The sequence below is a fragment of the Alkalicella caledoniensis genome, assembly GCF_014467015.1.
In the GTDB taxonomy this organism is placed as follows: domain Bacteria; phylum Bacillota; class Proteinivoracia; order Proteinivoracales; family Proteinivoracaceae; genus Alkalicella; species Alkalicella caledoniensis.
In genome coordinates, this window is the sequence record NZ_CP058559.1 from 1,635,448 (window position 1) to 1,660,586 (window position 25,139).

23 protein-coding genes are annotated in these 25,139 nt (G+C 36.4%); 2 read left to right on the forward strand and 21 right to left on the reverse strand.

Annotated features, from left to right (window positions below):
- Positions 1-13 precede the first annotated feature (13 nt).
- From pfkB to HYG86_RS07950, 4 genes are all read right to left on the reverse strand, one after another.
- The gene (gene pfkB, locus HYG86_RS07935) at positions 14-979 is read right to left on the reverse strand and encodes a 1-phosphofructokinase (RefSeq protein ID WP_246451925.1); all 966 of its coding nucleotides are present in this window, start codon (positions 977-979) and stop codon (positions 14-16) included.
- Complete coding sequence (locus HYG86_RS07940) at positions 969-1,847, reverse strand: PTS sugar transporter subunit IIA (RefSeq protein WP_213168649.1); 879 nt, start codon at positions 1,845-1,847, stop codon at positions 969-971. The genes pfkB and HYG86_RS07940 overlap by 11 nt, the downstream gene beginning before the upstream one ends.
- Before the next feature lie 17 nt (positions 1,848-1,864).
- The gene (locus tag HYG86_RS07945; RefSeq protein WP_213168651.1) at positions 1,865-3,964 is read right to left on the reverse strand and encodes a BglG family transcription antiterminator; all 2,100 of its coding nucleotides are present in this window, start codon (positions 3,962-3,964) and stop codon (positions 1,865-1,867) included.
- A gap of 161 nt (positions 3,965-4,125) precedes the next feature.
- Complete coding sequence (locus HYG86_RS07950) at positions 4,126-5,508, reverse strand: PTS mannitol transporter subunit IIBC (RefSeq protein WP_213168653.1); 1,383 nt, start codon at positions 5,506-5,508, stop codon at positions 4,126-4,128.
- Positions 5,509-5,778: 270 nt separating this feature from the next.
- Here HYG86_RS07950 and HYG86_RS07955 point away from each other — a divergent pair, with 270 nt between their 5' ends.
- Entirely contained in the window at positions 5,779-6,531 is a 753-nt protein-coding gene (locus HYG86_RS07955; RefSeq protein WP_213168655.1) for a DNA polymerase beta superfamily protein, read from the forward strand.
- Positions 6,532-6,609: 78 nt separating this feature from the next.
- On the opposite strand, the gene HYG86_RS07960 is transcribed toward HYG86_RS07955, so the two are convergent.
- Complete coding sequence (locus HYG86_RS07960; protein WP_213168657.1) at positions 6,610-7,359, reverse strand: hypothetical protein; 750 nt, start codon at positions 7,357-7,359, stop codon at positions 6,610-6,612.
- Between the two features lie 64 nt (positions 7,360-7,423).
- A complete protein-coding gene (locus HYG86_RS07965) occupies positions 7,424-7,984 on the reverse strand; it encodes a GNAT family N-acetyltransferase (protein WP_213168659.1) in 561 nt (186 codons plus the stop codon).
- A gap of 384 nt (positions 7,985-8,368) precedes the next feature.
- On the opposite strand from HYG86_RS07965, the gene HYG86_RS07970 reads away from it, so the two are divergent.
- Complete coding sequence (locus HYG86_RS07970) at positions 8,369-8,665, forward strand: DUF4491 family protein (RefSeq protein ID WP_213168660.1); 297 nt, start codon at positions 8,369-8,371, stop codon at positions 8,663-8,665.
- A 180-nt stretch (positions 8,666-8,845) separates the two neighbouring features.
- Here HYG86_RS07970 and HYG86_RS07975 read toward each other — a convergent pair whose 3' ends face one another.
- The 15 genes from HYG86_RS07975 to HYG86_RS08045 all read right to left on the reverse strand — a co-directional run bounded on the left by HYG86_RS07975 (position 8,846) and on the right by HYG86_RS08045 (position 25,134).
- The gene (locus HYG86_RS07975) at positions 8,846-9,166 is read right to left on the reverse strand and encodes a hypothetical protein (RefSeq protein WP_213168662.1); all 321 of its coding nucleotides are present in this window, start codon (positions 9,164-9,166) and stop codon (positions 8,846-8,848) included.
- Positions 9,166-9,471 carry a DUF2089 family protein gene (locus HYG86_RS07980; RefSeq protein WP_213168664.1) on the reverse strand — a complete coding sequence of 102 codons (306 nt, stop codon included), beginning with the start codon at positions 9,469-9,471 and terminating at the stop codon, positions 9,166-9,168. The genes HYG86_RS07975 and HYG86_RS07980 overlap by 1 nt, the downstream gene beginning before the upstream one ends.
- A 295-nt stretch (positions 9,472-9,766) precedes the next feature.
- A complete protein-coding gene (locus tag HYG86_RS07985) occupies positions 9,767-10,096 on the reverse strand; it encodes a hypothetical protein (RefSeq protein ID WP_213168666.1) in 330 nt (109 codons plus the stop codon).
- Between the two features lie 1,803 nt (positions 10,097-11,899).
- On the reverse strand, positions 11,900-13,714 hold the full coding sequence (gene glmS, locus HYG86_RS07990) for a glutamine--fructose-6-phosphate transaminase (isomerizing) (RefSeq protein WP_213168668.1): 1,815 nt from the start codon (positions 13,712-13,714) through the stop codon (positions 11,900-11,902).
- A gap of 696 nt (positions 13,715-14,410) precedes the next feature.
- Positions 14,411-15,748, reverse strand: a complete 1,338-nt coding sequence (gene glmM / locus HYG86_RS07995) for a phosphoglucosamine mutase (protein WP_213168670.1) — start codon at positions 15,746-15,748, stop codon at positions 14,411-14,413.
- Between the two features lie 7 nt (positions 15,749-15,755).
- The gene (locus tag HYG86_RS08000; protein WP_213168672.1) at positions 15,756-16,655 is read right to left on the reverse strand and encodes a CdaR family protein; all 900 of its coding nucleotides are present in this window, start codon (positions 16,653-16,655) and stop codon (positions 15,756-15,758) included.
- 3 nt (positions 16,656-16,658) lie between these two features.
- Positions 16,659-17,471, reverse strand: a complete 813-nt coding sequence (cdaA, locus tag HYG86_RS08005; protein WP_213168673.1) for a diadenylate cyclase CdaA — start codon at positions 17,469-17,471, stop codon at positions 16,659-16,661.
- A 256-nt stretch (positions 17,472-17,727) separates the two neighbouring features.
- A complete protein-coding gene (locus tag HYG86_RS08010; protein ID WP_213168675.1) occupies positions 17,728-17,988 on the reverse strand; it encodes a hypothetical protein in 261 nt (86 codons plus the stop codon).
- A gap of 23 nt (positions 17,989-18,011) precedes the next feature.
- A complete protein-coding gene (locus HYG86_RS08015; protein ID WP_213168677.1) occupies positions 18,012-18,215 on the reverse strand; it encodes a PLDc N-terminal domain-containing protein in 204 nt (67 codons plus the stop codon).
- Between the two features lie 140 nt (positions 18,216-18,355).
- Entirely contained in the window at positions 18,356-19,318 is a 963-nt protein-coding gene (arcC, locus tag HYG86_RS08020) for a carbamate kinase (protein ID WP_213168678.1), read from the reverse strand.
- Between the two features lie 14 nt (positions 19,319-19,332).
- Positions 19,333-20,319 carry an ornithine carbamoyltransferase gene (gene argF, locus HYG86_RS08025; protein WP_213168680.1) on the reverse strand — a complete coding sequence of 329 codons (987 nt, stop codon included), beginning with the start codon at positions 20,317-20,319 and terminating at the stop codon, positions 19,333-19,335.
- A 17-nt stretch (positions 20,320-20,336) separates the two neighbouring features.
- Positions 20,337-21,560, reverse strand: a complete 1,224-nt coding sequence (locus HYG86_RS08030; RefSeq protein ID WP_213168682.1) for an arginine deiminase — start codon at positions 21,558-21,560, stop codon at positions 20,337-20,339.
- A gap of 222 nt (positions 21,561-21,782) precedes the next feature.
- Positions 21,783-22,682, reverse strand: coding sequence for an arginase (gene rocF / locus HYG86_RS08035; RefSeq protein WP_213168684.1), 900 nt, complete (start codon positions 22,680-22,682; stop codon positions 21,783-21,785).
- Positions 22,683-22,699: 17 nt separating this feature from the next.
- A complete protein-coding gene (locus HYG86_RS08040; protein ID WP_213169171.1) occupies positions 22,700-23,767 on the reverse strand; it encodes an alanine/ornithine racemase family PLP-dependent enzyme in 1,068 nt (355 codons plus the stop codon).
- A gap of 11 nt (positions 23,768-23,778) precedes the next feature.
- Positions 23,779-25,134, reverse strand: coding sequence for a GlmL-related ornithine degradation protein (locus tag HYG86_RS08045; protein ID WP_246451927.1), 1,356 nt, complete (start codon positions 25,132-25,134; stop codon positions 23,779-23,781).
- Positions 25,135-25,139 lie beyond the last annotated feature (5 nt).

A 25,139-nucleotide genomic window follows, 5' to 3' on the forward strand; every position in this document is an offset into this window, starting at 1 on the left:
TATACCCTCCCATTTATATTTTTTTATATGTTACTTGCTTTTCTAACTCCTCAATAATTTCTAGCTCCCCTGGTTGCGTTCCAGGAGTCATAACACTGGCAGCACTTGTAGCGACTGCTAGCCTTACTCGTTTATCTAGGGTATAACCCCTCTTGAGAGACACAGCAAGGGCTGCAACCATTGAATCCCCTGCTCCGACAGTACTGATTGCGTCTACCTTTAACCCCGCAGCTACTACAGTGCTCTCTTTACTTATAAAAATTGACCCTTTCTCCCCTAAAGAGATAACAATGTATTGCACTCCATAATTAAACATATCCTTTGCTAATTCAATGGCCTCTTGTTCATTGTTAATTTTAGTACCGTATAGCCTTTCTAATTCATGGATATTTGGTTTTACCATATAAGGCCCTGCTTTTATACCTTCTTTCAGAAGCTCTCCATCTGCATCTAAGATAGTAATAGCTCCCTTCTCCTTTGCTAAAGAGACCATTTTCCCATAAATATTTTTATCAATATTTCCGGGAACACTACCAGACAAAACCAAAATATCCTTATCATTCACTGCAGCAATGGTTTCATTAACCAAAGTGTTAATTAGATTTTCTGATACTTCAGGCCCCTTTTCATTTATGTCAGTGTTAAATCCTTTTGCTTTATCTACTACTTTTATATTGGTTCTGGTGTCCCCACAAATTCTAGTAAAACTATTTTCAATCCCCCACTGATCTAGGGCATTCTTGATATAATCTCCTGTACTACCACCCAGTAAACCAACTGCTACAGTCTTTTCACCTAACACTTGAACAACCTTTGAAACATTAATCCCTTTACCCCCTGCATCTAATCTTGAAGTTGATACTCTGTTAACACCATTTTCCATAAAATCATCTACTTCAATGGTCTTATCCACTGCAGGGTTAAGGGTTATGGTTATAATCATTTTTTCACCCCTTTTTGTATTTTCATTAGCTTTCATTTGTAGTAAGGATATTGTATACTTCATCTACATCCTTAGTTGATTGTAATATTTCAACAATTTCATCTTCGTCTAAGGCCGATGCCAGATTAGATAAAATACTTAGATGTTCATTACCTGCTCCTGCTATTCCTATTAATATATGAGCAACATCCTCTCCAAACATTACTCCTTGGGGAAATTGTAAAAATACTATTCCTGATTTTTTAATGCTCTCCTTCGACTTACCAATACCATGGGGTATAGCCACACCTTTTCCGATATAGGTACTAAGTTGACTTTCCCTTTCATACATTGCATCTATATAGTCTGAATCCACATAACCGCTTTGTACCAGTAGTTCCCCAGCCATCTTAATAGCCTGGTTTTTTGTAACACTGGCTAGGTTTAGTTTTATGTTTTCTTTCTTCAAGATATTTAGGTCTGATTGGTCTCTTCCAGTAGGCTTTTCTCCTTCTTTAAGCCTGTTAATAAGTTTATCAATGGCAGGATCATCAAAATAATCCCTTATTGATATGTGTTCTGCGTCTTTTGCTATTTTTCTAGCCATCGGAGTCAGCCCTTCGTGACTTATAACAAGCTTTGCACCCTGTGGTATTTCACTTACAGCAGTTGATAGAACTTCTGCATTGATACCTGCATCTTTCAGTTTTGATTTTAACATGGATGCAGCCATTGCACTTGATCCCATACCTGCATCACAGGCAAAAATTATTCTCTCTATATTCTCACTGCAACTAACTTTTTCTTTGGTTTCAACCTTTAAAATCTTCTTTTCCTTGTTTTTGCTTCTGTTCCCAAATAGACTATAAGCAATAATTAGTGTAAAAATACCAGTTAAGGCAATAGTCCCTCCCGATGAAATCATCTATGTTTCCTCCCTTATCATTCATTGCTTTTTATGTCATAGAAACCTTCAAGTATTCTCACTAACCCCCTATACAAGTCCCCATGGGTCCCTGTTAGAAAGCTATCGAGGAACCTTTTATCTTCTATTAATGATTTACTTACATGACTTATTGTCTCAATGCTCGTCTTTGGGGAATTCTTAGGTGCTATTAATATGAGAATGTACTTAACCTGTTTATTATCAACAATTATTTCTTCCTTAAGTCTTAGAAATTTAACTACCAGGGTAGATAATACTGTTGTTCTACAGTGTAAAACCATTATTTTTTTCTGAGGTATTATAGTGCTACCTAGCATTTCCCTTGCTTCAAATTCTTTCTCTAAAGTCTGCTTTTCTTGCTGTGAAATATCAAAGTCATTTGCTATGAACTCAACCACTTCATTTTTACTAGTCAAGTTAACCTCTTCATAAAAATTAAACCCCTTCAGTATCTCCATGATACATTTACTATAATCCATCATTTTAGTTAACTTATCTTCTAAGTTTGATACTGGGCTCTGTTGTACTTTTCTAGCAGGGTCTTTCTTGTTATTAGTTTTCTTTAGTTCTGTAATCACCCTTTGAATCTTCTTTTTATCCTCGGGATTCAATAAGGGATTTACTACTGCTACTTTAATGCCTTCTACTTCGAAGTCAACTGTTGATATAACAAAATCAACATCTTCATTGAAGCTATAATCTTCTATGTTTATTGTAGATATTATATCTAGTACTTGGACATCACTAAATTCTTTCTCAATCCTACTTGATAAAAGTCTAGAACTTCCTAAGCCACTTGCGCATGCCACCACAACCCTATATTTTGTCTTTTGACTTGTTTTATAGTTTTCTAAAGCTGCACCTAGGTGCATGGCAAGGTAGCCTATCTCAGATTCTGGTATATCAAGCCCGAGTTTTTTCTCCAGAACTTTACCACATTTACTACTCAATTGGTAAATCTCACTATACTCTTCCTTAATTCTCTCAAGAAGTGGGTTTCGTATTTCAAGGCCCATGGTCAATCTATTAATGGCTGGCTCTAGGTGTGCTAAAAGTGCCAATAAGAGTTCTTGATCATCATGCAGCCCGAAGCCCGTGGCCACTGAAGCAACATCTATTATCTCTTTGACAATTTCAAAGGTCTTATTACTGAACAAGACATCGGAATCATCACTTAAGAGTTTTCTTACTTTAGCTCCCTTAAGGTGCATGGTAATATACCCAATTTCATCCTTAGGAACGTCTATATCAAATGTTTCACCAATGGCCTTTGAAATTTTTTCGGCAGAGATGTATTCTGGACAATTCTGTAGCTCTGATAGAAAATCGTTATCCATCTTAATCTCTTCATCGTTTCTAATCCTTTGTATGGCAATGGAAAGGTGAATTATCAGTCCCATATATGCATTGTCAGATAGATGTTCTTCTAGTTGTTCTTCTAAGCTATCTATGACCTTTTGTACTTTGCTTATAATCTCTTTATCTATCAAATCAAGAAATTCATTTCTTATGTCATCTGTTCTGCCCTTGATTTTCTCCTTTGATCTATCCATTATCCATTGATATAGCTGGTTTTCATCTGTGGTTTTATATAGTAGGTTAGTTAGTGCCTGTCTTTTGTCCCTTTCTCTACCGTCAATGTAAATTCCATAACCAGGCTTTCTAACTATCTTTAGATTGTATTTTTTAATCCATGCCTCTATCTGATCTAAATCATTACTTATGGTACCTTCACTAACTTCAAACTCATGGGTAAAAAAATAGGTTTTAATGGGCTCATTTGTTATTAAAAGTTTAAATAGCATCAGGTGCTGTCTATCAATAGGTGAATATCCACCTTGGATTTCCTCAGCCTCTAGCTTTGCAAGAAGCTCTTTCTTCTGATCCTGTGTAGCTTTTATTTTTATCCCTGCACTGGGTTTTCTGGTCAATTTATATCCTTCTTTAACAACCCAGTCTTCCACATGATCCATCTCCCTCAATACAGTACGAGAGCTAACATCTATTTTTTTACCTATACTTTTGAAGGTAATATACTCTTCAACATTTAAGATCTCAGCAAGAATTTGTTTGGACCTTGATGTGAGTTTTATCATTGTGTTATCCTCCTTTCTACAATAATTTTTCCTACTATCAGTTTATATACAAAGCCCATTGTTTACAAGCTTAAGATATTTTGTTGTTGTCAGCATATTGTGGACATTGCTGACTTTTTTAATACAAAGGCCCCCAATCCAAATTGGGGGCCTTTGTATTATTATTTAGCTTCTTTTAAGTTTTCAACCAATTGATCATATTTAGGTGAGCTTAAGAAGTTATCGATAGTAATTATTTCAGTGTTTGTCATTTTTCTTACCCTATCAGCTAAACTTTCATGGCAAACTATTAAGTCAGCATCAGCAGGGATATTTTCAATGGCATAGTTAGTTACTTCAACATTTAATCCAGATTTCTGGATTTTCTTTCTTAAGTTAGAAGCACCCATGGCACTTGAACCCATACCAGCATCACATACAAAGGCGATTTTGCTTACTGCACTGGATTTTTTACCTTTTAGCTCAACCATTTTTTCTTGAGCTTTTTCAAGTTCTTCATCACTGTCAGCAGAACCTTTGATAAATATAGATGCCACTAGGAAAGATACCGCTGTGGATACAATTACACCTGCTAGTACTGCAAAGTAACCTCCCTTTGGGGTCATAGACATTAGCGCAATTATACTTCCTGGAGAAGGTGTTGCAACTAAGCCAGCTCCTAATATATTAAATACAAATACTCCACTTGCTCCACCTGCTATAACAGCTAACAATAATACTGGTTTCATTAAAACGTATGGGAAGTAAATCTCGTGAATTCCACCTAGAAAATGAATTATGATTGCACCTGGTGATGATTGTTTAGCAGCTCCTTTACCAAACATCATGAATGCCAGTAGTATTCCTAGGCCAGGACCTGGATTTGTTTCAAGTAAGAAGAAAATAGACTTACCCGCTTCACTTGCCTCTTGAAGTCCTAAGGGTCCTAGTACTCCATGGTTAAGTGCATTGTTTAAGAAAAGAACCTTCGCTGGCTCAATGAATATGGATGATAAAGGAAGTAAACCAGCATTTACAACAACATCTACAAGTGCCTCTATCCCTTTGTTTAAACCTTCAACGGCTGGGCCTATACCTAAGTAAGCAAGTATTGCTAAAGCACCACCTATAATACCAGCAGAGAAGTTGTTTACTAACATCTCAAAACCTGCAGGAACTTTTCCTTCTATAAGGCCATCAAATTTCTTGATTACATAACCACCAACTGGTCCCATGATCATAGCTCCTAGGAACATTGGAACATCTGAACCTACTATAACACCAACTGTGGCAACAGCTCCTATTACTCCACCCCTTACTCCCCCTACTAACTTACCTCCAGTAAAACCGATAAGTATAGGTAGTAAGTATACTATCATTGGCCCAACTAGTTCTGCTAATTTTGCATTTGGTATCCATCCATCTGGTATAAATAAAGCAGTAATTAGTCCCCATGCAATAAATGCCCCTATGTTTGGCATAACCATACCACTTAAAAATCTTCCAAAACTTTGGACTTTAACTCTGAAGTCTACATTAGAGCCTGCCTTAGTTTCTAAATTCATTTATTTCCCTCCCTTTTTTTAAATCCACAGGTCGCGACTGTGAAATACTGTATATAACAGCTTTCCTAGTTCAAGTATATTACAGAGTAGTTACAACTTACAACATCTAGATAATGGTGTTATGTCAGCTTTAATGATGACATGTTTTAAAATTGCGAATTTTAGGGGAAATAATGCCAAATGAACCATGACATAATATAAATAGTCAAAAACATTAAAGTAATATAAACTATTCATAAAGGAAAATTATATTTTAATGAGGTGGTATTTATGGAAAAATATTTAACTAGTAAAAGAACTATACTGTTTAAATCATTGGTTGGGTCCCATAATTACAACCTCAATGATGCTACAAGTGACGTAGATTTCAAGGTAGTTATAGCACCAAATTTTGAAGATCTTTACTCCGGTAGTATGTTTTCTAAGCAAAGAGTAGGAAACATCTTTGACATAGAAGTACATGATGTGAGGAAACTATCCAGTGTATGGACTAAGGCAAATATTAATTTCATAGAGATATTGTTCTCCAAGGATATTGTTGTTAATCCTACTTTAAATAAAAACATAAGGGGGTTGATTGATGATCTCTTTGCCATAAAACAGGATATAGCAAAAATGAATCTTAAGTATTTATATAATAGTTGTATAGGGATGCATACACAAAAAATGAAGCTACTTACAAAGGGTACTTCTGGAACAATGGATCTAGTTGAAAAATTCGGATATGATACAAAACAAGCCCAGCATGCATACCGCGTGCTAGACTTCTTAGAAAGATTTTATATAACTGATTTTCTAGATTTCCAAGGGGCAATATGGTATGAAAAAAGTGATCCCACCTATAAATTACTAAAAGACCTAAAGGCAGGAGCCTATGGAATAAACCAGTTCTTGGAAATTGCAGAGGCTAAGCTTTTCACTGTACAAGGCAAACTCTCCTCTGTAAATCTTCCGGAGCTAGATATAAAAACACACAACAATCTCTTAGAGATTATTAAAAGCATTGTTAAGTTGAATATGTAGTAGTATCTACCTTTATAATATCAAGACATATAAATAGGACAGAACATACAATTATGCTCTGTCCTATAATTATTTAAATTACTTTAATAACTGTTTAAAATGAGAAAATGTCTCATCTGAAAGCTCTAGGTAAAATTCCCTATATCCATTACTTGTAAGGGCATTTACAAATGCAGTGCCATTGGGGTAGACCTTTATAATAACTGGGAAATCCCTGCCTAAGGGCATAAATCCATTTTTACTATTATCTGAATTTACTAAAACAGTAAAAATTTCCACTGGACTACCTTCCCTTGCCTTGATCTTAGTGTGATTTAGACTTCTTATAAAACCAATACTTTTTCCCTCTACTTTAGCTAAATCTACTAATAGGTTTTCTTCAAAACCTGGCTCAAAATCAATACTACTTCTTCTCACTTCTACGTCTGCATCCTCTGACCATATCCAGTAGCCAGTTTCATCAGATAACTCATATAGTCCACTTTCTATGGTCACGGGAGAATACGCGGCAAAATAATTGGACGTTCCCGAATATACTAGAAGGGCAAAAACCGGAAGTAAAAAAAACAAAGGATTCTCAGTTAATCTTTTTGTAAGTGATTTATATGATCTTTCTCCCCTTCTATAGATTGCAGAATAAATAACAGCCATTGAGGAAACCACAAAAACTATATAGCTCCAGAATAAGTAATAATTGTCCGTGAAGAAAATGCGATACCCACTAATTACTAAACCTAAGATTCCAGCAATAAATATAACTTGTTTAAATGAACTAAACCCCAAAAATTTCTTCTTCCCATACACAGTAACCACCCCTTTTTTCATCATAATTCAATTATATTTATTCTACCTCCAATGTTTTATTTCCTTCTTTATTAAAAGTAATGTTATTTTACTCATGGGATTTTTTTACTGTGGTATAATATTCAGCTTTAGATATATTGTAGAAAAGACTGTTAACTTCTTTATTGTCCAACAAAGTATACACATCTTTTTTAGTGAACTTATAGTTGAAACCTGATTTTTCACATACCCTCCTGGAGTTTTTGTTAAAGTCGGCGTGGGCACACCAAATGAGTTCTAGACCTATTTCTTTAAATCCATATTCCAGCACCCTTTTTACTGCCTCTGGAACATAGCCTTTGCCCCAGTATTTTGGGTTTAGAACATATCCCACTTCCCTTTGTTCTAATTCCTTCAAAGTTTCATCAGGTATCCTCTTATGTAGTCCTATACTACCAATTACCTTGTTCTCAGATTTTAACTCTATTGCATAGACATCTTGGTCTTTTATAAACATGTTTATAATGGCTTTACTTTCCTTCTCATCCTTATGAGGCTTCCACCCTGCATTGGGTCCAACTAACTCACTACAAGCATATTCAAATAAATCACCACTATCGCACTCCCGCCACGGTCTTAAAACTAACCTTTCCGTCTCTAACACCTTCATGTTAAATCCCCCTTTTAAATATATAAAACCCCACGGAGTCACTTTCTTAGCGACTCCGAAGGGTTTTTCACCATTCGTGTAGGACTGATTTAGCCCCTATGCTGCTCACATACAATGCTTAAGCATACTCACCTTTTTAAGTATTATTACACAGCTTTTAATGGTTGTCAATCAATTCACTTAATTCTTGATATTTTCCTAAGTTTTCGCTAACAAATACTTCAGGAAGACTTTGAAAAAATACTAATCACCAAGCAACTCAAAGATAATAAGAAACTACCCTAGCCCTAGCCCTAGACATACTAGTGATTTTTCTTTCAAGAAATGCATAATATATTTTGTGAAGCTCGAGAGAGTGTGTAAGTTATTAGGGGGGCGTAGATTATGAACTTTCAAGGATTAATTATTGGTATTGCTGTTTTTTTAGTAATAGGAGTTTTTCATCCAATTGTGATAAAAGGGGAGTATTACTTTGGTAAACAAATTTGGCCTGTTTTTTTGATTACGGGACTAGCACTCATAGTTTTATCACTTTTTATAGATCACAACACCATATCTGCAATAGCTGGAGTCACGGGTTTCTCCTGTCTATGGAGTATCCACGAGATCTTCGAGCAAGAGGAGAGGGTGAAAAGAGGTTGGTTTCCTAAGAACCCTAACAGGTCAAATAAAAATAGTTAATGTTTACATTGTCTTATTTAGATTTCTAAAAATTTAATTACTCTAACCAAAAAGAAGGACCGCCATGGTCCTTCTTTTTGGTGTTTTACAACGTTATGCAATGCCTGGGGATATAATCGAGCACACCTCAAATAAAGACTAGACTATATTATATAATCTTTATGTTACTTACTGTAATTGCTATTCCAAATCCTTAATTGTCATTTTACGAATTTCCGATTTCTTAACAATATGCTTCCTGACATACCAGTAAATAGCCAAAAAAATTATCGTGCTAATATTAAATATAAGGAAGATAAGTATGCTTCCCAAATAAAACTCATCTAGAAGTACTGTTAAAGAAAAAACTGTTGTATAAGCTAAAGAAAGTATTGGTAGTATAAGCCCAAACCACCTGTTATCACTCTTACTTAAAAAATATTGCGGAATACCTAAAATCACACTAAAAAACGTAACGTTAAAAGCTACAATCATTAACGAAATTATGCTAAATGTCAACATTACTTTCCCTCCTCTTTTATAGTCTTCTTATATTCAGAAATAAGTATTTTTGCTGTATCTATGTCTAACTTCTCATTAACAGCCAATGTTTTAATTAATGAGATAAAAGGGTTACTTGCAACATTCTCAGTTAGTTTAATTTTCTGTATTAGCTTATCTAACTTTAGCCTGACTGTTGGATAAGTAACACCATACTGTGTTGCAACCTCTTTTAATGAACCAGATGCTAATAAAAATCTTTTGACAAAGGCCATATCCTCATCATCCAAGTTTGCCATCCACTCAGGAACTATTTCTCTTGACATAGAATCACCTCCATGTTTAATTATATTTAGTATAAACTTTAAAAAAGTTAAAGTCAATATTTTAAAAAACTTTAACTTTTATTCATGTGCTTCATAATAGTCTCTTATTTTTTTCTCTAACTACTACTTTATCCATAGACTCTTATTCTTCTAGCAACAGTACATCTGGATGTACTGTACCACAAAATGAAGACACGGAAAAAGCAGAACCTGTATAAGGGTTCTGCTCTTATATTCACAGCCATTTTGGAAAATCTTTATTCGTATTGTGGAAAGGCCTTATTTTACTTACTGCTTATGCCCTCTTTATTTTAGATTTAGTTGCTGGGCCGTTGGTTGAATCAAAGATATCATCCTTGAGATATACAAAAAACCCTATAATTAGCCCAAAGCCAATATAACCAAGGGCAAAGAAATCTTTTACAATTGTAGCAGTAAAAATAATTCCTATAAACAAGGATCCGCGAAACACTTTAGTTTTAGGTGTTTTTTGATCGATCTTCTTAAACAAATCATCAAGTCTTGGAATAAGTTGTTTCAGTACAGTGAGCATCAAACAAGACAATAGAGCGCCCCCAGCACTTCCCAAGGTGATATATAAGATATCATATAAGATTTCTTTCATGGATTATGTCTCCCCTTTATACATAGAATTATAATCGCAACCTCTATGCTTCTAGTTACTAAAAGGTTGCTGCTTGTATATTATTCTAGATTTTTATTGAATATCCTCTTTAGCGGATTACTTATTGTCTTGTTAACCTTTTAGTGCTGCTTCGCCACAATAGACAAAGGGCTCTGCATCTAATTTACAATAAACATTTGTAATTAAAACATATTTATTAAGACAAAAAAGCAGAACCGTTTAATAGGTTCTGCTTTGCATTTACAACTTTTTTAGAAAAACTTTATCACTTTTGATAATTTAAAATAAAGTTTGCAGAATTTGTTACATCGGTAAAACCTAGATATATCAATGGCTCATGGGCATTTTTACAGTAAAACCCAGATAAAAAAGATTGCAGAAAAAATATGCCTATTTATCCCATAAAATGCCACTTCATACAAATAAGTAAATAAAAAAGTTTGCCTAAATTAGATATAAGGTCATGCTTAAAAAGGGTTCTCATTGGACATTAAACGTCAGTAAATGTTGTAAAAATCGGGGTATAAACCCCTCTATATTAGTAGTTATGTTATTAACCCTTACCTAGGTATGCTTTTAAGAAAACTATCCATAGCATTGAGATTTAACCCTCTTTATAGAATCACAAGTAAAACCGGCGTTATTGAACTAAGTGTAGAATTCTAACATATATATTTTGTTTTGAAATCCCTTAATAACGGCGTTCTATGCAGTTATAGTGCTTAAAAATTACCTTTTCTAACACTATATATTAATACATAAAAAAGACCCTCACCACTGGGTTTAGGTCTTAAGACACTACACTCTTTCTCTATATCTATTCACATCTTTATACGCATTATATAGTGTTCAACTAAAGGTAATTCGCTGCTATATATGTTTATAAGATATAATTTGCTTCTAAATAGTGTTCATTGTATTACCTAAAGAGAAGTATGTCTAATAAGATTAGGTACTTATCTACCTACCTATCTATCTATGCTGCCTAATCTATAATTGACGAGTGTAGAATTCTAACATATATACCAACATCTTAAATCCCTTTATAATGGGATTCACCGAAATTATAGTGCTTAAAAATTACCTTTTCTAACACTATATATAAATACATAAAAAAGACCTATAACCACTGGGTTTAGTAAATATTACATGTAACTGTCATGTTAAGTTAATAAATTGTTTTCTCTGACTACCATACTTTATATCTTCCTTTCTTTATATATATCAATACTCTATTCTCTACAATATATGTCTTCCATAAACTTGATATCTAAGTAGTTACACAGTTCCCTAGATTACCTCCCTTGATAGTATAGTTAGCAAGTAAGGGTTACTATCTAACCCCTTACTTACGTCTGACTGATATTACCCTACTCTACGTGATAGTTGGCAAAGCAGCAGCATAAGATCAAAGTAGTAGTGTAGAATCCTAACATATACACTTGAATCTAAAATGCCTTAATAGAGGGATTCCCATCATTAATAATACTTAAAAATTACCTTTTCTAACACTATATATTAATTACATAAAAAAGAATCTATACCTCTGGGTTTCGTAATTATTGCTTGTGGTGTTAGATTAAGAATCTTGAATCTTACACACATAGGTAATGTGGAAGGATAGGGTCCATAAGTATTTATAGGTAAAATAAATAAACCGTAGATGTATAAGTATTTATATACACCTACGGTTTATACAATCTTTATTATCTTTCTTCAATCTTTATTATCATTAATCAAACTTTATTATAAATTGACAACTTTTTTGTGGACTTAATTTGCCTACTCAACCGTTACTGATTTAGCTAGATTACGTGGTTTGTCTACGTCGCAGCCCCTTGATGTTGCTACGTAGTAGGAGATTATCTGTAGTGGTAGTACTGTTAGTATTGGAGTCAGTAGTGATGGTACTTTTGGTATTGCTAGTACCTGGTCTACAGATTTACCTATTTCTGTATCTCCTTCTTGAGCTAATGCTATTACATAGCCTTCCCTAGCCTTTACTTCTTTTATATTACTCACTGTTTTCTCGTATACATCTTTTTGAGTTGCTAAGGCTATAACGGGAATATCCTTTTCTATAAGGGCTAGTGTGCCGTGTTTTAGCTCTCCTGCAGCGTATGCTTCTGCGTGGATGTAGGAGATTTCTTTTAATTTTAGGGATCCTTCTTCAGCTACATGCCAGTCAAGTCCTCTACCGATGAAGAAACTGTCTCCCCATCCTTCGAAAGGCTTGATTAGTGATTCTATCTGTTTTTCAGTTTCGATGATGATTTTATCAGCTAAAATTGGCAGCTCTTTCAGACCGCTGTATAGTTCTTTAGGCATTTCTTTGCCTAGAAGTTGACCAAAGTATAGTGTGATTAGGTAGAATCCTAGTAGCATAGTTGAGTACGCTTTTGTTGAGGCCACAGCTATCTCTGGTCCTGCTATGGTCTGGAAGATAAAGTCTGCTTCCCTAGCTACAGAGCTACCTTTTACATTTGTTATGGCTAGAACTTTAGACCCTCTGCGTTTTGATTCTCTCAGTGCAGCTAAAGTATCGGCAGTTTCACCTGATTGACTTACAACTATAACCAAGGTTTTGTCATCTACCAATGGATTTCTGTATCGGAATTCTGATGCCACAGATACCTCTACTGGTATTCTCAGTAATCCTTCGATAAGCTCTTTACCAACTAATCCAGCGTTGTATGCTGTTCCACAAGCTACTATGGATATATTTTTTATATCTTTTAGGTAGTCAGCAGTGATATTCATGTTATCTAGGTCAACTGTATCACCAATTATTCTATCTTTTAATGTGTTCCTTAATGCCGTTGGTTGTTCGTGGATTTCCTTTAACATGAAGTGTGGGTAACCATCTTTTTCAGCTGCCACAGCATCCCAGTCTACATTCATGATGTTTTTGTCTATAATATTACCCTCTTTGTCCATGATTTCAACTTTATCCTTGGTGATTACTGCTATCTCGTTGTCGTCCAGTATGATGGTTTTTCTTGTGTATTGTATAATAGCCGGAATATCCGAAGCTATGAAGTTTTCACCTTCCCCTAGTCCTATAACTAGTGGACTATCTTTTCTTACACAAATCAAGGTGTCTGGTGATTCTTTATGTGTAACAACTAGTGCGTAGGCGCCGTGAAGTTCTTTCACTGCTGCTTTAACAGCTTCTAGTAGGTCCCCTTTATAGTATTGTTCTATAAGGTGTGGTACAACTTCAGTATCAGTCTCTGATTTGAAATCATGGCCTTTTTCAATTAGCATTTCTTTTAGCTTTAAGTAGTTTTCAATGATTCCATTGTGAACTACAGCTATGTTGCCTGTGCTGTCTTGATGTGGATGTGAGTTTACATCTGAAGGCTTACCATGTGTAGCCCAACGAGTATGACCTATACCGATGTTAGCAGAGAATTTGTCTCCTACAACATCTTCTAAACCCTTAAGTCTACCTTGTTTTTTCTCCACAACTAGCTCATTATTTTCTAGTACTGCTATTCCAGCAGAGTCATATCCCCTATATTCTAGCTTTTCTAATCCGTCAAACAAAATTGGCGCAGCCTTTTTTGGTCCTATATATCCTACGATTCCACACATATGTGAATCCTCCCTTTTATACGTTAAGTTTATTTTTTACAAAAAAGCAATAAAAAATGTGCCCTAAATCAAAGGTACGTAAAATACCCTATTTTGAGGCACAACAAAAATACAAGCAATTTTTTTTAAAGTACTTCTCTTACGAAGTAGCTACCTAGTCCCTTTTGTTTCCCGAGTCACCTCGGGACTTTGTGAGACCTTTAACGGTAGTAGCATACCGGAAGTTAATCCGCCGAATCTTTCGATAAAACTTCTTCCTCGTCAACTCAAGTATAGCTTGAGTCCAGGCGCTTTAAGGTTAATAATTTTGACAAATTGCCATTTTGTCACCTCCATATTTAGTTTTTAGCTTACGTTTTTCTGCCTCACCTCCTTAAAAAATTGAAACATCAATACAAAAATCAAAACCTTAATCACACAAATTAAATAACTTAACCACTACTTTACACTAAAAGGCTAACACTATCAAGAGCAAGCTTTAAAAACCATCAGTGAAGATCCGTGTAAATCCGTGGCTATGAATTTATCTTTTAGATCATGCAGAATCATGTAGATCCGTGGCTATGAACTTATCTCTTAGATCATGCAGATCATGCAGATCATGTAGATCTGTGGCTATGATTTTACGTTCTGCTTATTGTATGGTCCGGGCAGGTGTGAACCTGCCCATCCCAATTTTTAAATTATATATTCAGTCTATGCTAGTTCTGTTTTTATGACACTGGCAATTTCTTCAGCCAATTCTTTTATTTCCTGAGGGTTTTTGCCTTCGATCATTACCCTAATCAGATTCTCTGTACCAGATGGTCTAACAAGGACCCTTCCAGTGCTACCTAGCTTGCCCTCTACCTCTTCAACTTTACTTGAAATCTTGGTGCTTGTGAGATATTTCTCTTTGTCATTAACTTTAACATTAATTAGGACTTGTGGCAACTTCTCTAGTATTGTTTTTGCATCTGATAAGTCCTGACCTAGGGAAATTAAGGTATCTAGTAATTGGACAGCTGTTAATATACCGTCACCTGTTGTCCCATGCTCTAGGAAAATTATATGACCAGATTGTTCTCCACCCAGGGTGTATCCACCTTTTAGCATTTCCTCTAGTACATATCTATCCCCTACTTTTGTTTTAATAGGCTCAAGACCTTCCCTTTGGCAAGCTAAGTCGAAGCCAAGGTTTGCCATCACAGTACTAACTACTACCCCGCCAGGAAGTTTGCCTTGCTCTTTTAAGTGTTTTCCGCAAATGGCTAGGATAAAATCTCCGTCTATCTCTGCACCGGTTTTGTCAATTGCTATTAGTCTATCTGCATCACCGTCAAAGGCAAAACCTAAATCTAGACCTTGCTCCACCACATATTTAGCCAGTTCTTCTGGGTGAGTAGATCCACAGTTTTTATTTATATTAGTGCCGTCTGGAGTGTTGAAAATAGTATGAACCTGGGCACCTAGCTCTTCAAATAGCTTAGGAGCCAAGTCATAAGCAGAACCATTGGCACAGTCAAGTCCTACTTTTATCCCATTAAATTTGTTACTTATTGTTGTTTTAAGGTATTCTAAGTACATGTTTTGAAGACTTTTGTCTTCTTTTACTATACCAACTTTTTCTCCAGTGGGGTAAGGCAGCTCTTTTTTGATGAAATATAACTCTTCGATTTCGTCTTCTACACTATCTTGAAGCTTAAAGCCCTCGTTAGAGAAGAACTTTATACCGTTATCTTCCATGGGGTTATGGGATGCTGAAATCATTACTCCCGCTACAGCTTCTGTATTTTTAGTAAGATAGGCTACTGCAGGTGTAGTTACAACACCTAACTTTATAACTTCGACACCAACAGAAGTGAAGCCCAATGACAAAGCTGCCTCTATCATATCACCTGAAATTCTTGTGTCTTTACCAATCAAAATTTTTGGATTAGTTTCATGTTTTGTAAAGTAGTATCCCGCGCAGCGAGCAATTCCATATACCAATTCAGGTGTTAGCACCTCATTTGCTACTCCTCTAATACCATCTGTTCCAAAAAGTTTACCCATTTTTTTACTACTCCCTTTCCTCTATAATTACTTGGATTTCCTCAGGTTCAAACACTACACCTTCTGGCCCATTTATCTGCACTGAAACTGTATGTTCTCCTTCTGTAAGGTCTGCTAAATCCACAAATAGTTCAATATCCTCTACTGCTATATTAGGTGGATATGTCACAGTACCTGATTGCTGGGATAGTTGTACCTCAAATCCCTCTTCTAGGTTTATGTATTGGATACTCACGGTATCCTGTATAGCGTCTTGTTCTACCACAACTTCGATTATAACATTGGTTTGATTTACCTGTAAAGAGTTTACATTTCTTTTATGAATATCCAGTATAGATACTGTTGTGGATATTTCAGTGCTCTGAGTGATTTCATCTAGGTTTACTGTAGCTAATACCGAAGCCACTCTCTCAAGTTCACTGACAGGTCCCGTTAAGGTTATATTACTAGGCCTTGCTGTTATACCCCTAAGGGTTACCCCCTCAGGTAATGTTCCTGTTGTCTCTATGGCTATACTAAAGTCAGTTGATGTAATTGGATCAATAACCACTGTTACATAATTTGGCAAGATAGATTGAACCACTCCACCAGCTATGGCTGTTGTGACTTCAAGGTTGTGGATTCCCTCTTCTAAATTCCTAACATCCACTGTAACCCTATGTTCCCTATTTACCATGTTATTTATAAATTCTTGACTACCCCTTATGACAATATCCACTGTTCCGGGAGTAACTAAGTACTGAAAGTCCCTATCTGAACCTATGATCTCCACTGGAACATTGGTTATGGTACGTGTGAATTCTGGTACGTTTGTATTTGGTTGTTGCCCAAAGACAAACAACCACAAAACAAGTGCCAGTAAAAGGGAAATTGCCTTAGTCCCTATATTCTTTCCATAGCTCTTCATCTTTTACCACCTCCAGGGCCACAGGCTGCTACTTTCTTGTTCATTACTTTGTAGCTCAAGGGAAAGCATTTCCCTTAATGTTTTTTCATCTAAATATCTGGTAAGCTTTCCATTTTGTGCCACTGATATAACCCCTGTCTCTTCAGATACCATTACAACTATGGCATCACTTACCTCACTTATACCAAGTCCAGCCCTATGCCTTGTACCAAGATCTTTGCTTATATCAGTGTTTTCACTTAAGGGTAGATAACATGTTGCTGCCACCACTCTATTACCCCTTATTATTACTGCTCCATCATGAAGGGGAGTCTTCTCAACGAATATATTGATTATTAGTTGAGAAGATATCACGGCATCGAGGATTACTCCTGACTCTATATGCTCGTTTAAACCAGTTTCTCGTTCTATAACAATAAGTGCTCCTGTTTTTGATTTAGCTAGATTTACCACGCCTCTAACAAGGTCCCCCAAAGCTTGATCGAACTCCTTTGGAGCTAAAAACCTAGTTGTTTTAAAGAATTTGCCTCGTCCAAGCTGCTCCAGTGCCTTTCTCAATTCCGGGTAAAATATTATAGGAAGGGCAACCAAACCCACAGTCATAGTCTGTGTTAATAGCCAGTTAATAGTATTCAACCCCAACCAACCAGTTATAACTGTAATAGTTAACAACACACCTACACCCTTTAGTAGTTGTACAGCCCTAGTTCCTCTAATCAACATCATTACTTTATAGAGGGCAAAAGCAACTATTATTATATCTATAATATCTATTATTTGAAAATGTGTAAGAACACGGGTTATGTATTGCCACATAAAAACCCCTCCACTTTTTTAAGTACCTGCTTATTATTATATTTACCTTTATAGGATATAATTAACTATTTCTACAAAAATACTTTATATTCCTTCACATATTTTTTTTATTTTCTCATCCCTTTGTATATTTAGGAATCTGGTGTTTTTCTGACACATATATCTAGCCACAAAGTAAACTTTTTTCATTGTAATAAATCAGCTACATCAATCTTTGATAGATTAATGTAGCTGTCTGGGACTGGGGCTTGGGCTTTTAAAAAAAGTCTTTTAATGCTTTGCGGCGTTCTTTTCTATAGTGGAGTGATGTAAGTGTTGCATCAGCTGCTATAAAAGACCAGATTACCCACAACAACCAACCTACATAGGATAATAAAAAAATACCAGTAATAAAACTAATAAGTGCCGCTAAAGCCTTTAGGGGTTGTTTGTTGTAGTACTGCCCCGATGAAGGAATACATAGGGACATCACAAATGCCAGTACTGGTGAGGTATCGGGATATTGTTTCTTGTCCATAAAAACACCTCCGATTTTTTTAATTATGCATTTTTACCAAATAAATGGTAAATAAAAGCCCCTAAAAAATTGCCAAAAAAGACTACGATAATCCACAGCGCCCTGTCTGTAGGATTTTTGAAGGAGTCTTCATGACGTCTTAGTACATCAAGTAGTGTTATGATCCAAAATGCAATTAATGCCAGTGGAAAAAAGATAATAATGGGTAAACAGCCTAATCTCAGCATAGTACACCTCCTAAGCCTAGTATATTATATTAGCTTACTTCTCTTATTTATACTTGAAATCCTCCTTTTAAAAAAGAGTTTTTCGGGGTCAGGTCACATATCCTCCCATTGGAAGTAAATGTAACCTGACCCCGAATCCTCTAACTGATTATAACAGTTCCTGTTTTACCTTCTATGCCTTCTTTGGCTTTTTCTAGTGACGTGATTAGCGTCCTTCTTCCTGGTTTTGATTTAACAAATTTAGCTGCAGCTTTGACTTTTGGCAGCATGGAACCAGGTGCAAAATGGCCTTCATCAATATATTTTTGTACATCTTCTATAGTTAACTCACTTAAGTCTTTTTGATTTGGCTTATTAAAATTAATGGATACCTTTTCAACAGCAGTAAGTATGATTAGATAGTCTGCGTCTAGTATTTCAGCGATCTTAGCTGATGCGAAATCTTTATCTATAACTGCAGCTACCCCTTCTAATGAACCATTGCCGTTATCCACAACTGGCACTCCACCACCACCTACAGTTATTACAACATGACCAGCATCTACTAGAGTCTTCACAATTGGAGCCTCTACCACATCAATTGGTTCAGGGGATGGAACTACACGTCTGTACCCTCGCCCTGCATCTTCTTTCATGGCATAGCCCTTTTCTTTTACTAGCCTTTGTGCCTCTTCTTCTGTAAAAAATGAACCTACTGGCTTAGTGGGGTTTTCAAATGCAGGGTCTTTTTTATCAACTACCACTTGGGTTACTAAAGCTGCTACACTTTTCTTAATTCCCCTGTGCAGCATTTCTTCCCTTATTGCTTGCTGAAGATGATACCCTATATACCCTTGACTCATTGCACCACACTCTGGAAATGGCATGATGGGGAAGCTTGAGTTAACTTGTGCTGCCCCTTCATAGGTAGCCACAATCTGCCCAACTTGTGGTCCGTTACCGTGGGCAATTATTACCTCATGACCTTCTTGTATTAAGTCTACTATGGGTTTTGCCGTATTTTTAGCAGTTACTAACTGACTTTCAGCGGTTGTATCTTTGGGATTTGCCTGAAGTGCATTTCCTCCTAGGGCTATTACGATTCTATTCTTTTTACTAACCACTTGGCTTCCCTCCCCTATAGTGTTGCTACCATAACTGCTTTTATAGTATGCATTCTGTTTTCTGCCTCATCGAAGACAACAGAGTGTCTACTTCTAAATACTTCATCTGTTACTTCCCGCACATCTAGACCATTCTCTTTGGCCTGTGCTGCAACTTTGGTTTCGAAATCGTGAAATGCTGGTAAACAGTGCATGAAAATGACCCCATTATTTTCAGTTCCTTTAAGCATATCCATATCTACTCTAAATGGGGACAGTAGTTTAACCCTAGCCTCCATTTGGTCTTCCTCTCCCATTGAAACCCACACGTCAGTGTATATTACATCTGCATCTTTTAGGCTTTCTTTATTATCAGAAACCTCTATAATTGCTCCTGTTTGTTTAGCTACCTCATTTACTCTTTCTAAAATGTCTTTATCTGGCCATAATTCCTTTGGACCGTATGCCACAAAGTGCATGCCCATTTTAGCACATCCATACATCCATGCATAAGACATGTTATTACGTGTATCTCCTACAAAAACTACTTTAGTTTTATTCAATGGTTTCGGAACATGTTCTTCTATTGTCAGTAAGTCAGCAAGTATTTGCGTTGGATGATCCACATCTGTTAGACCGTTCCAAACAGGTACTCCCGAAAACTTTGCTAAGTCTTCTACAACCCTTTGGTCAAACCCTCTGTATTCGATACCATCATAATATCTACCTAGGACACGGGCGCTATCCTCTAGGGATTCTTTTTTTCCCATTTGTGAGCTATTTGAGTCTAAAAATGTAACATGTGCACCTTCGTCTAATGCTCCAACTTCAAAGGCACATCTAGTTCTTGTGGATGCTTTTTCAAATAAGAGCACAATGTTTTTACCTTCAAGGACGTTATTTTTTATACCTGCTCTTTTTTTCGCTTTTAGATCCCTAGATAGGTCTAGTAAGTACCTAATTTCTTCTGGGGTAAAATCCATAAGTGTTAGAAAACTTCTTCCTTTTAAATTTACTGGCATTTTAAGCCCTCCCTTTTTTATAAGCTCTCCCTAATTAGTGGCATGGACATACATCTTGGTCCACCCCTGCCCCTAACTAACTCCGAGCCTTCTATTTCAATAACTTCAATTCCCCTTTTTCTCAGTGATTCGTTTGTCATCTCATTTCGATCGTAGGTTATAACAACACCTGGCGCTATTGCTAAGGTATTTGTACTATCACTCCATTGTTCTCTAGCTGCTGTTATTTCAGTACCTCCGCCACTTCCTATTATCTCAACTGAAGGTAAATTTAGTACATACTTCAAAGCTTTTCCCAAGCTTTCCATGGGTGTAATCTTCGGGGATTTTTCGCCCTTTGTTAACAAATAAACCTTTAATACCTCCGCCACCCTTGGATAAATGGTAAATTGGTCATAATTCAACATGGTAAATACTGTATCTAAATGCATATATGCCCTTGTAAAAGGTATCTGAATAACTAGCACCTTTTCAATGTTTGTTTCCTGAAATATTCTCTGGGTTAGAGTTTCAATACCCTTAGAAGAAGTTCTTTCACTACACCCTATGGCCAAAACCTTTTCACTAAGAACTAGTATGTCCCCTCCCTCAATACTGTATTTTTCTTTGTAATCATAATACTTAGGTGTACTCTCTGCCTGCCATAATGGATGATTTTTGTATATATACTCCAGTATCATGGTTTCCCTGTCCCTAGCTGGAGTTTTCATTTTATTTATTGATATACCTTTTCCTATGGTTGTTCCAGGATCCCTTGTAAAGTATAGGTTAGGCAGTGGATTAATATAAAATGGATAATGACTTTTAACATAGTCAACTAAGCGGAAATCCCAAGTTAGGTCTGGTAAATCATCTTTGTGTAGGCCCTCTATAGTGGCTGCTACAACTTCCCCAGGGGACTTTGTATACAAGTGTTCTCCTAAAACTGCTTCTAAACAAGGATTTTCGAAGTTACAGCTAGTTAATACTTCTGAAATAAATTTTTTCTTAACTCTTTCGTTTTGAAGTACATCTTCTAGTAATTCATGATAGTAGAAAATTTGACACCCTCTATCCTCCATTGTTTTAGCAAAGGCAGCATGCTCAAACTTCATCCTCTTAAGCCAAGGTATGTCGTCAAAAAGTAATTCTCCTAAGTACTGGGGAGTCAATCTTTCAAGTTCTCGTCCCGGACGGTGTAATAGGACTGCCTTTAGTTTACCTATCTCAGATGTCACGTTAAGAAAAGCTTCTTTTTTCAATATCCTCACCCTCTCCAAAAATTTTTACTTAAAAACCTCCTTTTACTGGTATTATTAGTTCATCCCTTACATATACTTTTATAATACGCCAAATGTTATTAATCTTTATAAGTTTATTAATGTTCTGATTGTTTATGTTAAAAAAATAAATAGCTTCCTTTGTCTATTATAATTACTTAAAAGTCCGGTCTCAGTCTAATCTAAGACCGGTCTTTTTCTTATTTATAGTATGTTTTCCCCAAGGGCTGAGGCAATTAGCTCCACTGCTAGCTCCGCAGTTCTATTCCCTTGGTCTAGGATCGGGTTAACTTCTACCATGTCTAAGGAAATCATTTTTTTAGTTTCTGCTATAAGTTCCATGGCCAGATGTGCTTCCCTATAGTTCAAACCACCACGTACCCTTGTTCCCACACCTGGTGCTTCCATAGGATCCATAACATCTAAGTCAAAACTAACATGAAATCCGTCTGTATTTTTAGTGACTAATTTTAGGGCCTGTTCCATTACTTCTTTGATACCCATGCGATCTACTTCATGCATTGTAAATGCATTGACACCACTTTGTTTAATCATTTTTTTCTCCTGGAGGTCCACATCCCTTAGACCTATTACAACTACATCTTCAGGCTTTACTTTGCCAACAAAACCTCCTATATTAGTAAGTTCTGGTGCTCCGTAGCCTAAGGATACAGCCAGTGGCATGCCGTGTATGTTGCCAGAAGGTGTTGTTTCTGCTGTATTGAAATCTCCATGGGCATCAAACCAGATAAGGCCCATTCTCTTAACCCTTTGGCTCACCCCTGCAATGGATCCTATGGCAATGGCATGATCACCACCTAATATTACTGGACGATAGTTATTTTTTAGGGCCTCAGATACTTGATCTGCTAACACTGTGTTCACATCTTTTATAACATCTAAATATTTAAGTTTTTCATTTTCTATTATACGGGACTCTGGAGCAGGGACAAATATATCCCCTATGTCCCTAACGTTTATAGCATTATTTTGTAATCTTTTTTTCAGACCCGCATAGCGTATTGCACTAGGACCCATGTCCACTCCCCTACGATTAGCACCTAAATCTAAAGGTACACCTATCACTTGAATACGTTGCTCCATTTGTGGTTCCTCCTCGATTATTTGCTGTGTTTGTATACCTTTTTTACATATGGTGATGTCATTGCTTGTAATAAACTACCATAACCAGGTATAAATTCAACTTTATCCCCCACTTTTAAAGTAGGTATTGCTGTTACGTCTAGGATAATATGGTCACTACTTCCACCTAGTATCTCTATTCTTTCATCAATGGGTTCAAGGTTTAAGTCAACATCTTGTCTTCCTATGGCCACTATAGCCCTTTTATGAACACCTCTGTCCTGGAACACCGGTGAGTTTCCAAATGCATCTTGACCTATTGTTCCTATGGGTAAAGATGGCTTCTCTTTTATCTCCACAATCTCAGCCACAAGTACAAAGGCGTCTAAATGAGTGTTTGGTATGTGTCCCCTATCAATGGTCTCTCTGCCAAGTAGGAGGCTCTCCCCAAGACGCAGGTGATTAATCCCTGTAGGTATCTTACCCTCTAAAACCATGTTTATAGTGCTTGAATTTCCACCGGATACCACCTTAAGGGGCATACCTTTATGCTCCCAATTTGCTTTTAGCTCAAGAAGTTCCTCTAACTTCTCTTCAGTGGGTATAACCCCACCATAGCAGGTTAGGTTCACACCCAAACCTAGAACATTTATATTTCCTAATTTTCTTAATTCCTCTTGTACTTTTTCTATACTACTTGGCCAAATTCCTTCTCGCAGATCACCTAAATCCACCATTAGGATAATATTATGCTTTTTCCCAAGATCAGAAGCTGCTTTATCCAAAGCTTTTATTGTCTCAATTTCTGAGTTTAAACTGGTGTCACAATATTGAACAACTTCCTTTGCTTGGGATATCATGGGTATCCTTAAAAGGAGGGTTTTAACTTTATTGTCAAAGTGACTTTTAAGTTTTTTTATATTTTCGATTCTAGAGTCTGCTAACTCTTCAAAGCCTGACTCCAATAAGGTCTTTGCCACCTCTATATCTGCACAGGTAACTTTTGTTACTGCACATGGCTTTATTCCTACAGCCTTTGTTTTTTCTAATATAATCTTACTATTTTCTTCAACTTTATTTAAGTCAATAATTATTTGTGGATAGATGTCAATCCCCCCTAAACATTCAAGCTTTTTCTCATCAAAGATACACTTTCCCTTGGGAAATTTACAGCCATGGCACCTAAGACTCCCATATTATAATCGTGATCTAGTAAAGGTTTTGCGTTATCCTTTGGTAAAAGCAGGTCACCTTTTAAGTTTCTTTTAACGTTCTCTAGCATCTCCAATCCACCGTCCAAACGAGTTAATGCCCCCCCTGTACCGATAATCCAACGGACCTGTGTTAAATCTTTACCTTCCACAATTTTATATCTACCTGTTGGGCCATATAATAGCTTTATTTTGCCCACATGACGGTTAACCGCCGTTTCCACGGCCATCTGAGTCATAGCTTTGGAAACATCCCTTTCCTTTTGTGTTTGAGGGATAGGCTTTATAAAGTTGTTTATCTCTTGTTCAAATATACCTAGCCTTTGGGCAAACTTTTCTTGTCCTACTAGGTTTATGATGTTCTCACTGTTAATAAAGACACCTAGGTCTCCCTCTACGGTTCTTTTTTCCCTAGGCTCAGGTGAGATTAAATACTTGTTCATCTCTTCACTTCCATCAGTGACAGAATGCACATCTGTTGTGGCACCACCCACATCAATAACCATTAGATCCCCGATCTCTCTTTGTAAAACCATAGCAGCTTTCATAACGGCACCTGGAGTAGGTATGATTGTACCTGTAACAAGCTGTCGTATCTTTTCCATACCTGGACCTTTAGTTATATGTTCTTCAAATACCCTTTGAATTACATCCCTAGCTGGCCCAACATTGAGTTCATCTATTTTGGGATATACGTTTTCTATAAGAACTATATCTTTTCCATGAGATTTAAATAGTTCCTCAACTCTTTTTGCTATTTTTACATTTCCTCCATAGATCAATGGTACTTCAAGGGGCACTGATGCAAGTTTTTTTGCGTTTTCGTATATTATGTTTTCTTCACCGTAGTCCACACCACCAGCTAGCATGACGATGTTAGGATTAATTTTTATGATGTCATCTAAATCTTCATCTTTTAGTAGTCCTGCTGTTATCCCTTTTATAACAGCCCCTGCTCCTAGTGCGGCCTCTTTTGCTGCCCTCACGGTCATATCATAGACAAGACCATGAACAGTCATTTTAAGGCCCCCAGCAGCAGAGCTAGTTGCATACATTTGGTTATAATCTATTCTTTCTTCCCCTAGATTTTTAGCTAGGTTTTTTAACGCTATTTCTAGTCCCTTTGTCACATCCCCCTCAAGGACTGTTGTGGGTCCTTGACCTTGACCTATAAATATAGGGTTAGGGGAGTTTATATTTGAAAAGGCGTTAACAACTGTTGTGGTGCTACCTATTTCTGTTACTATAACATCTATTTTCATAATAA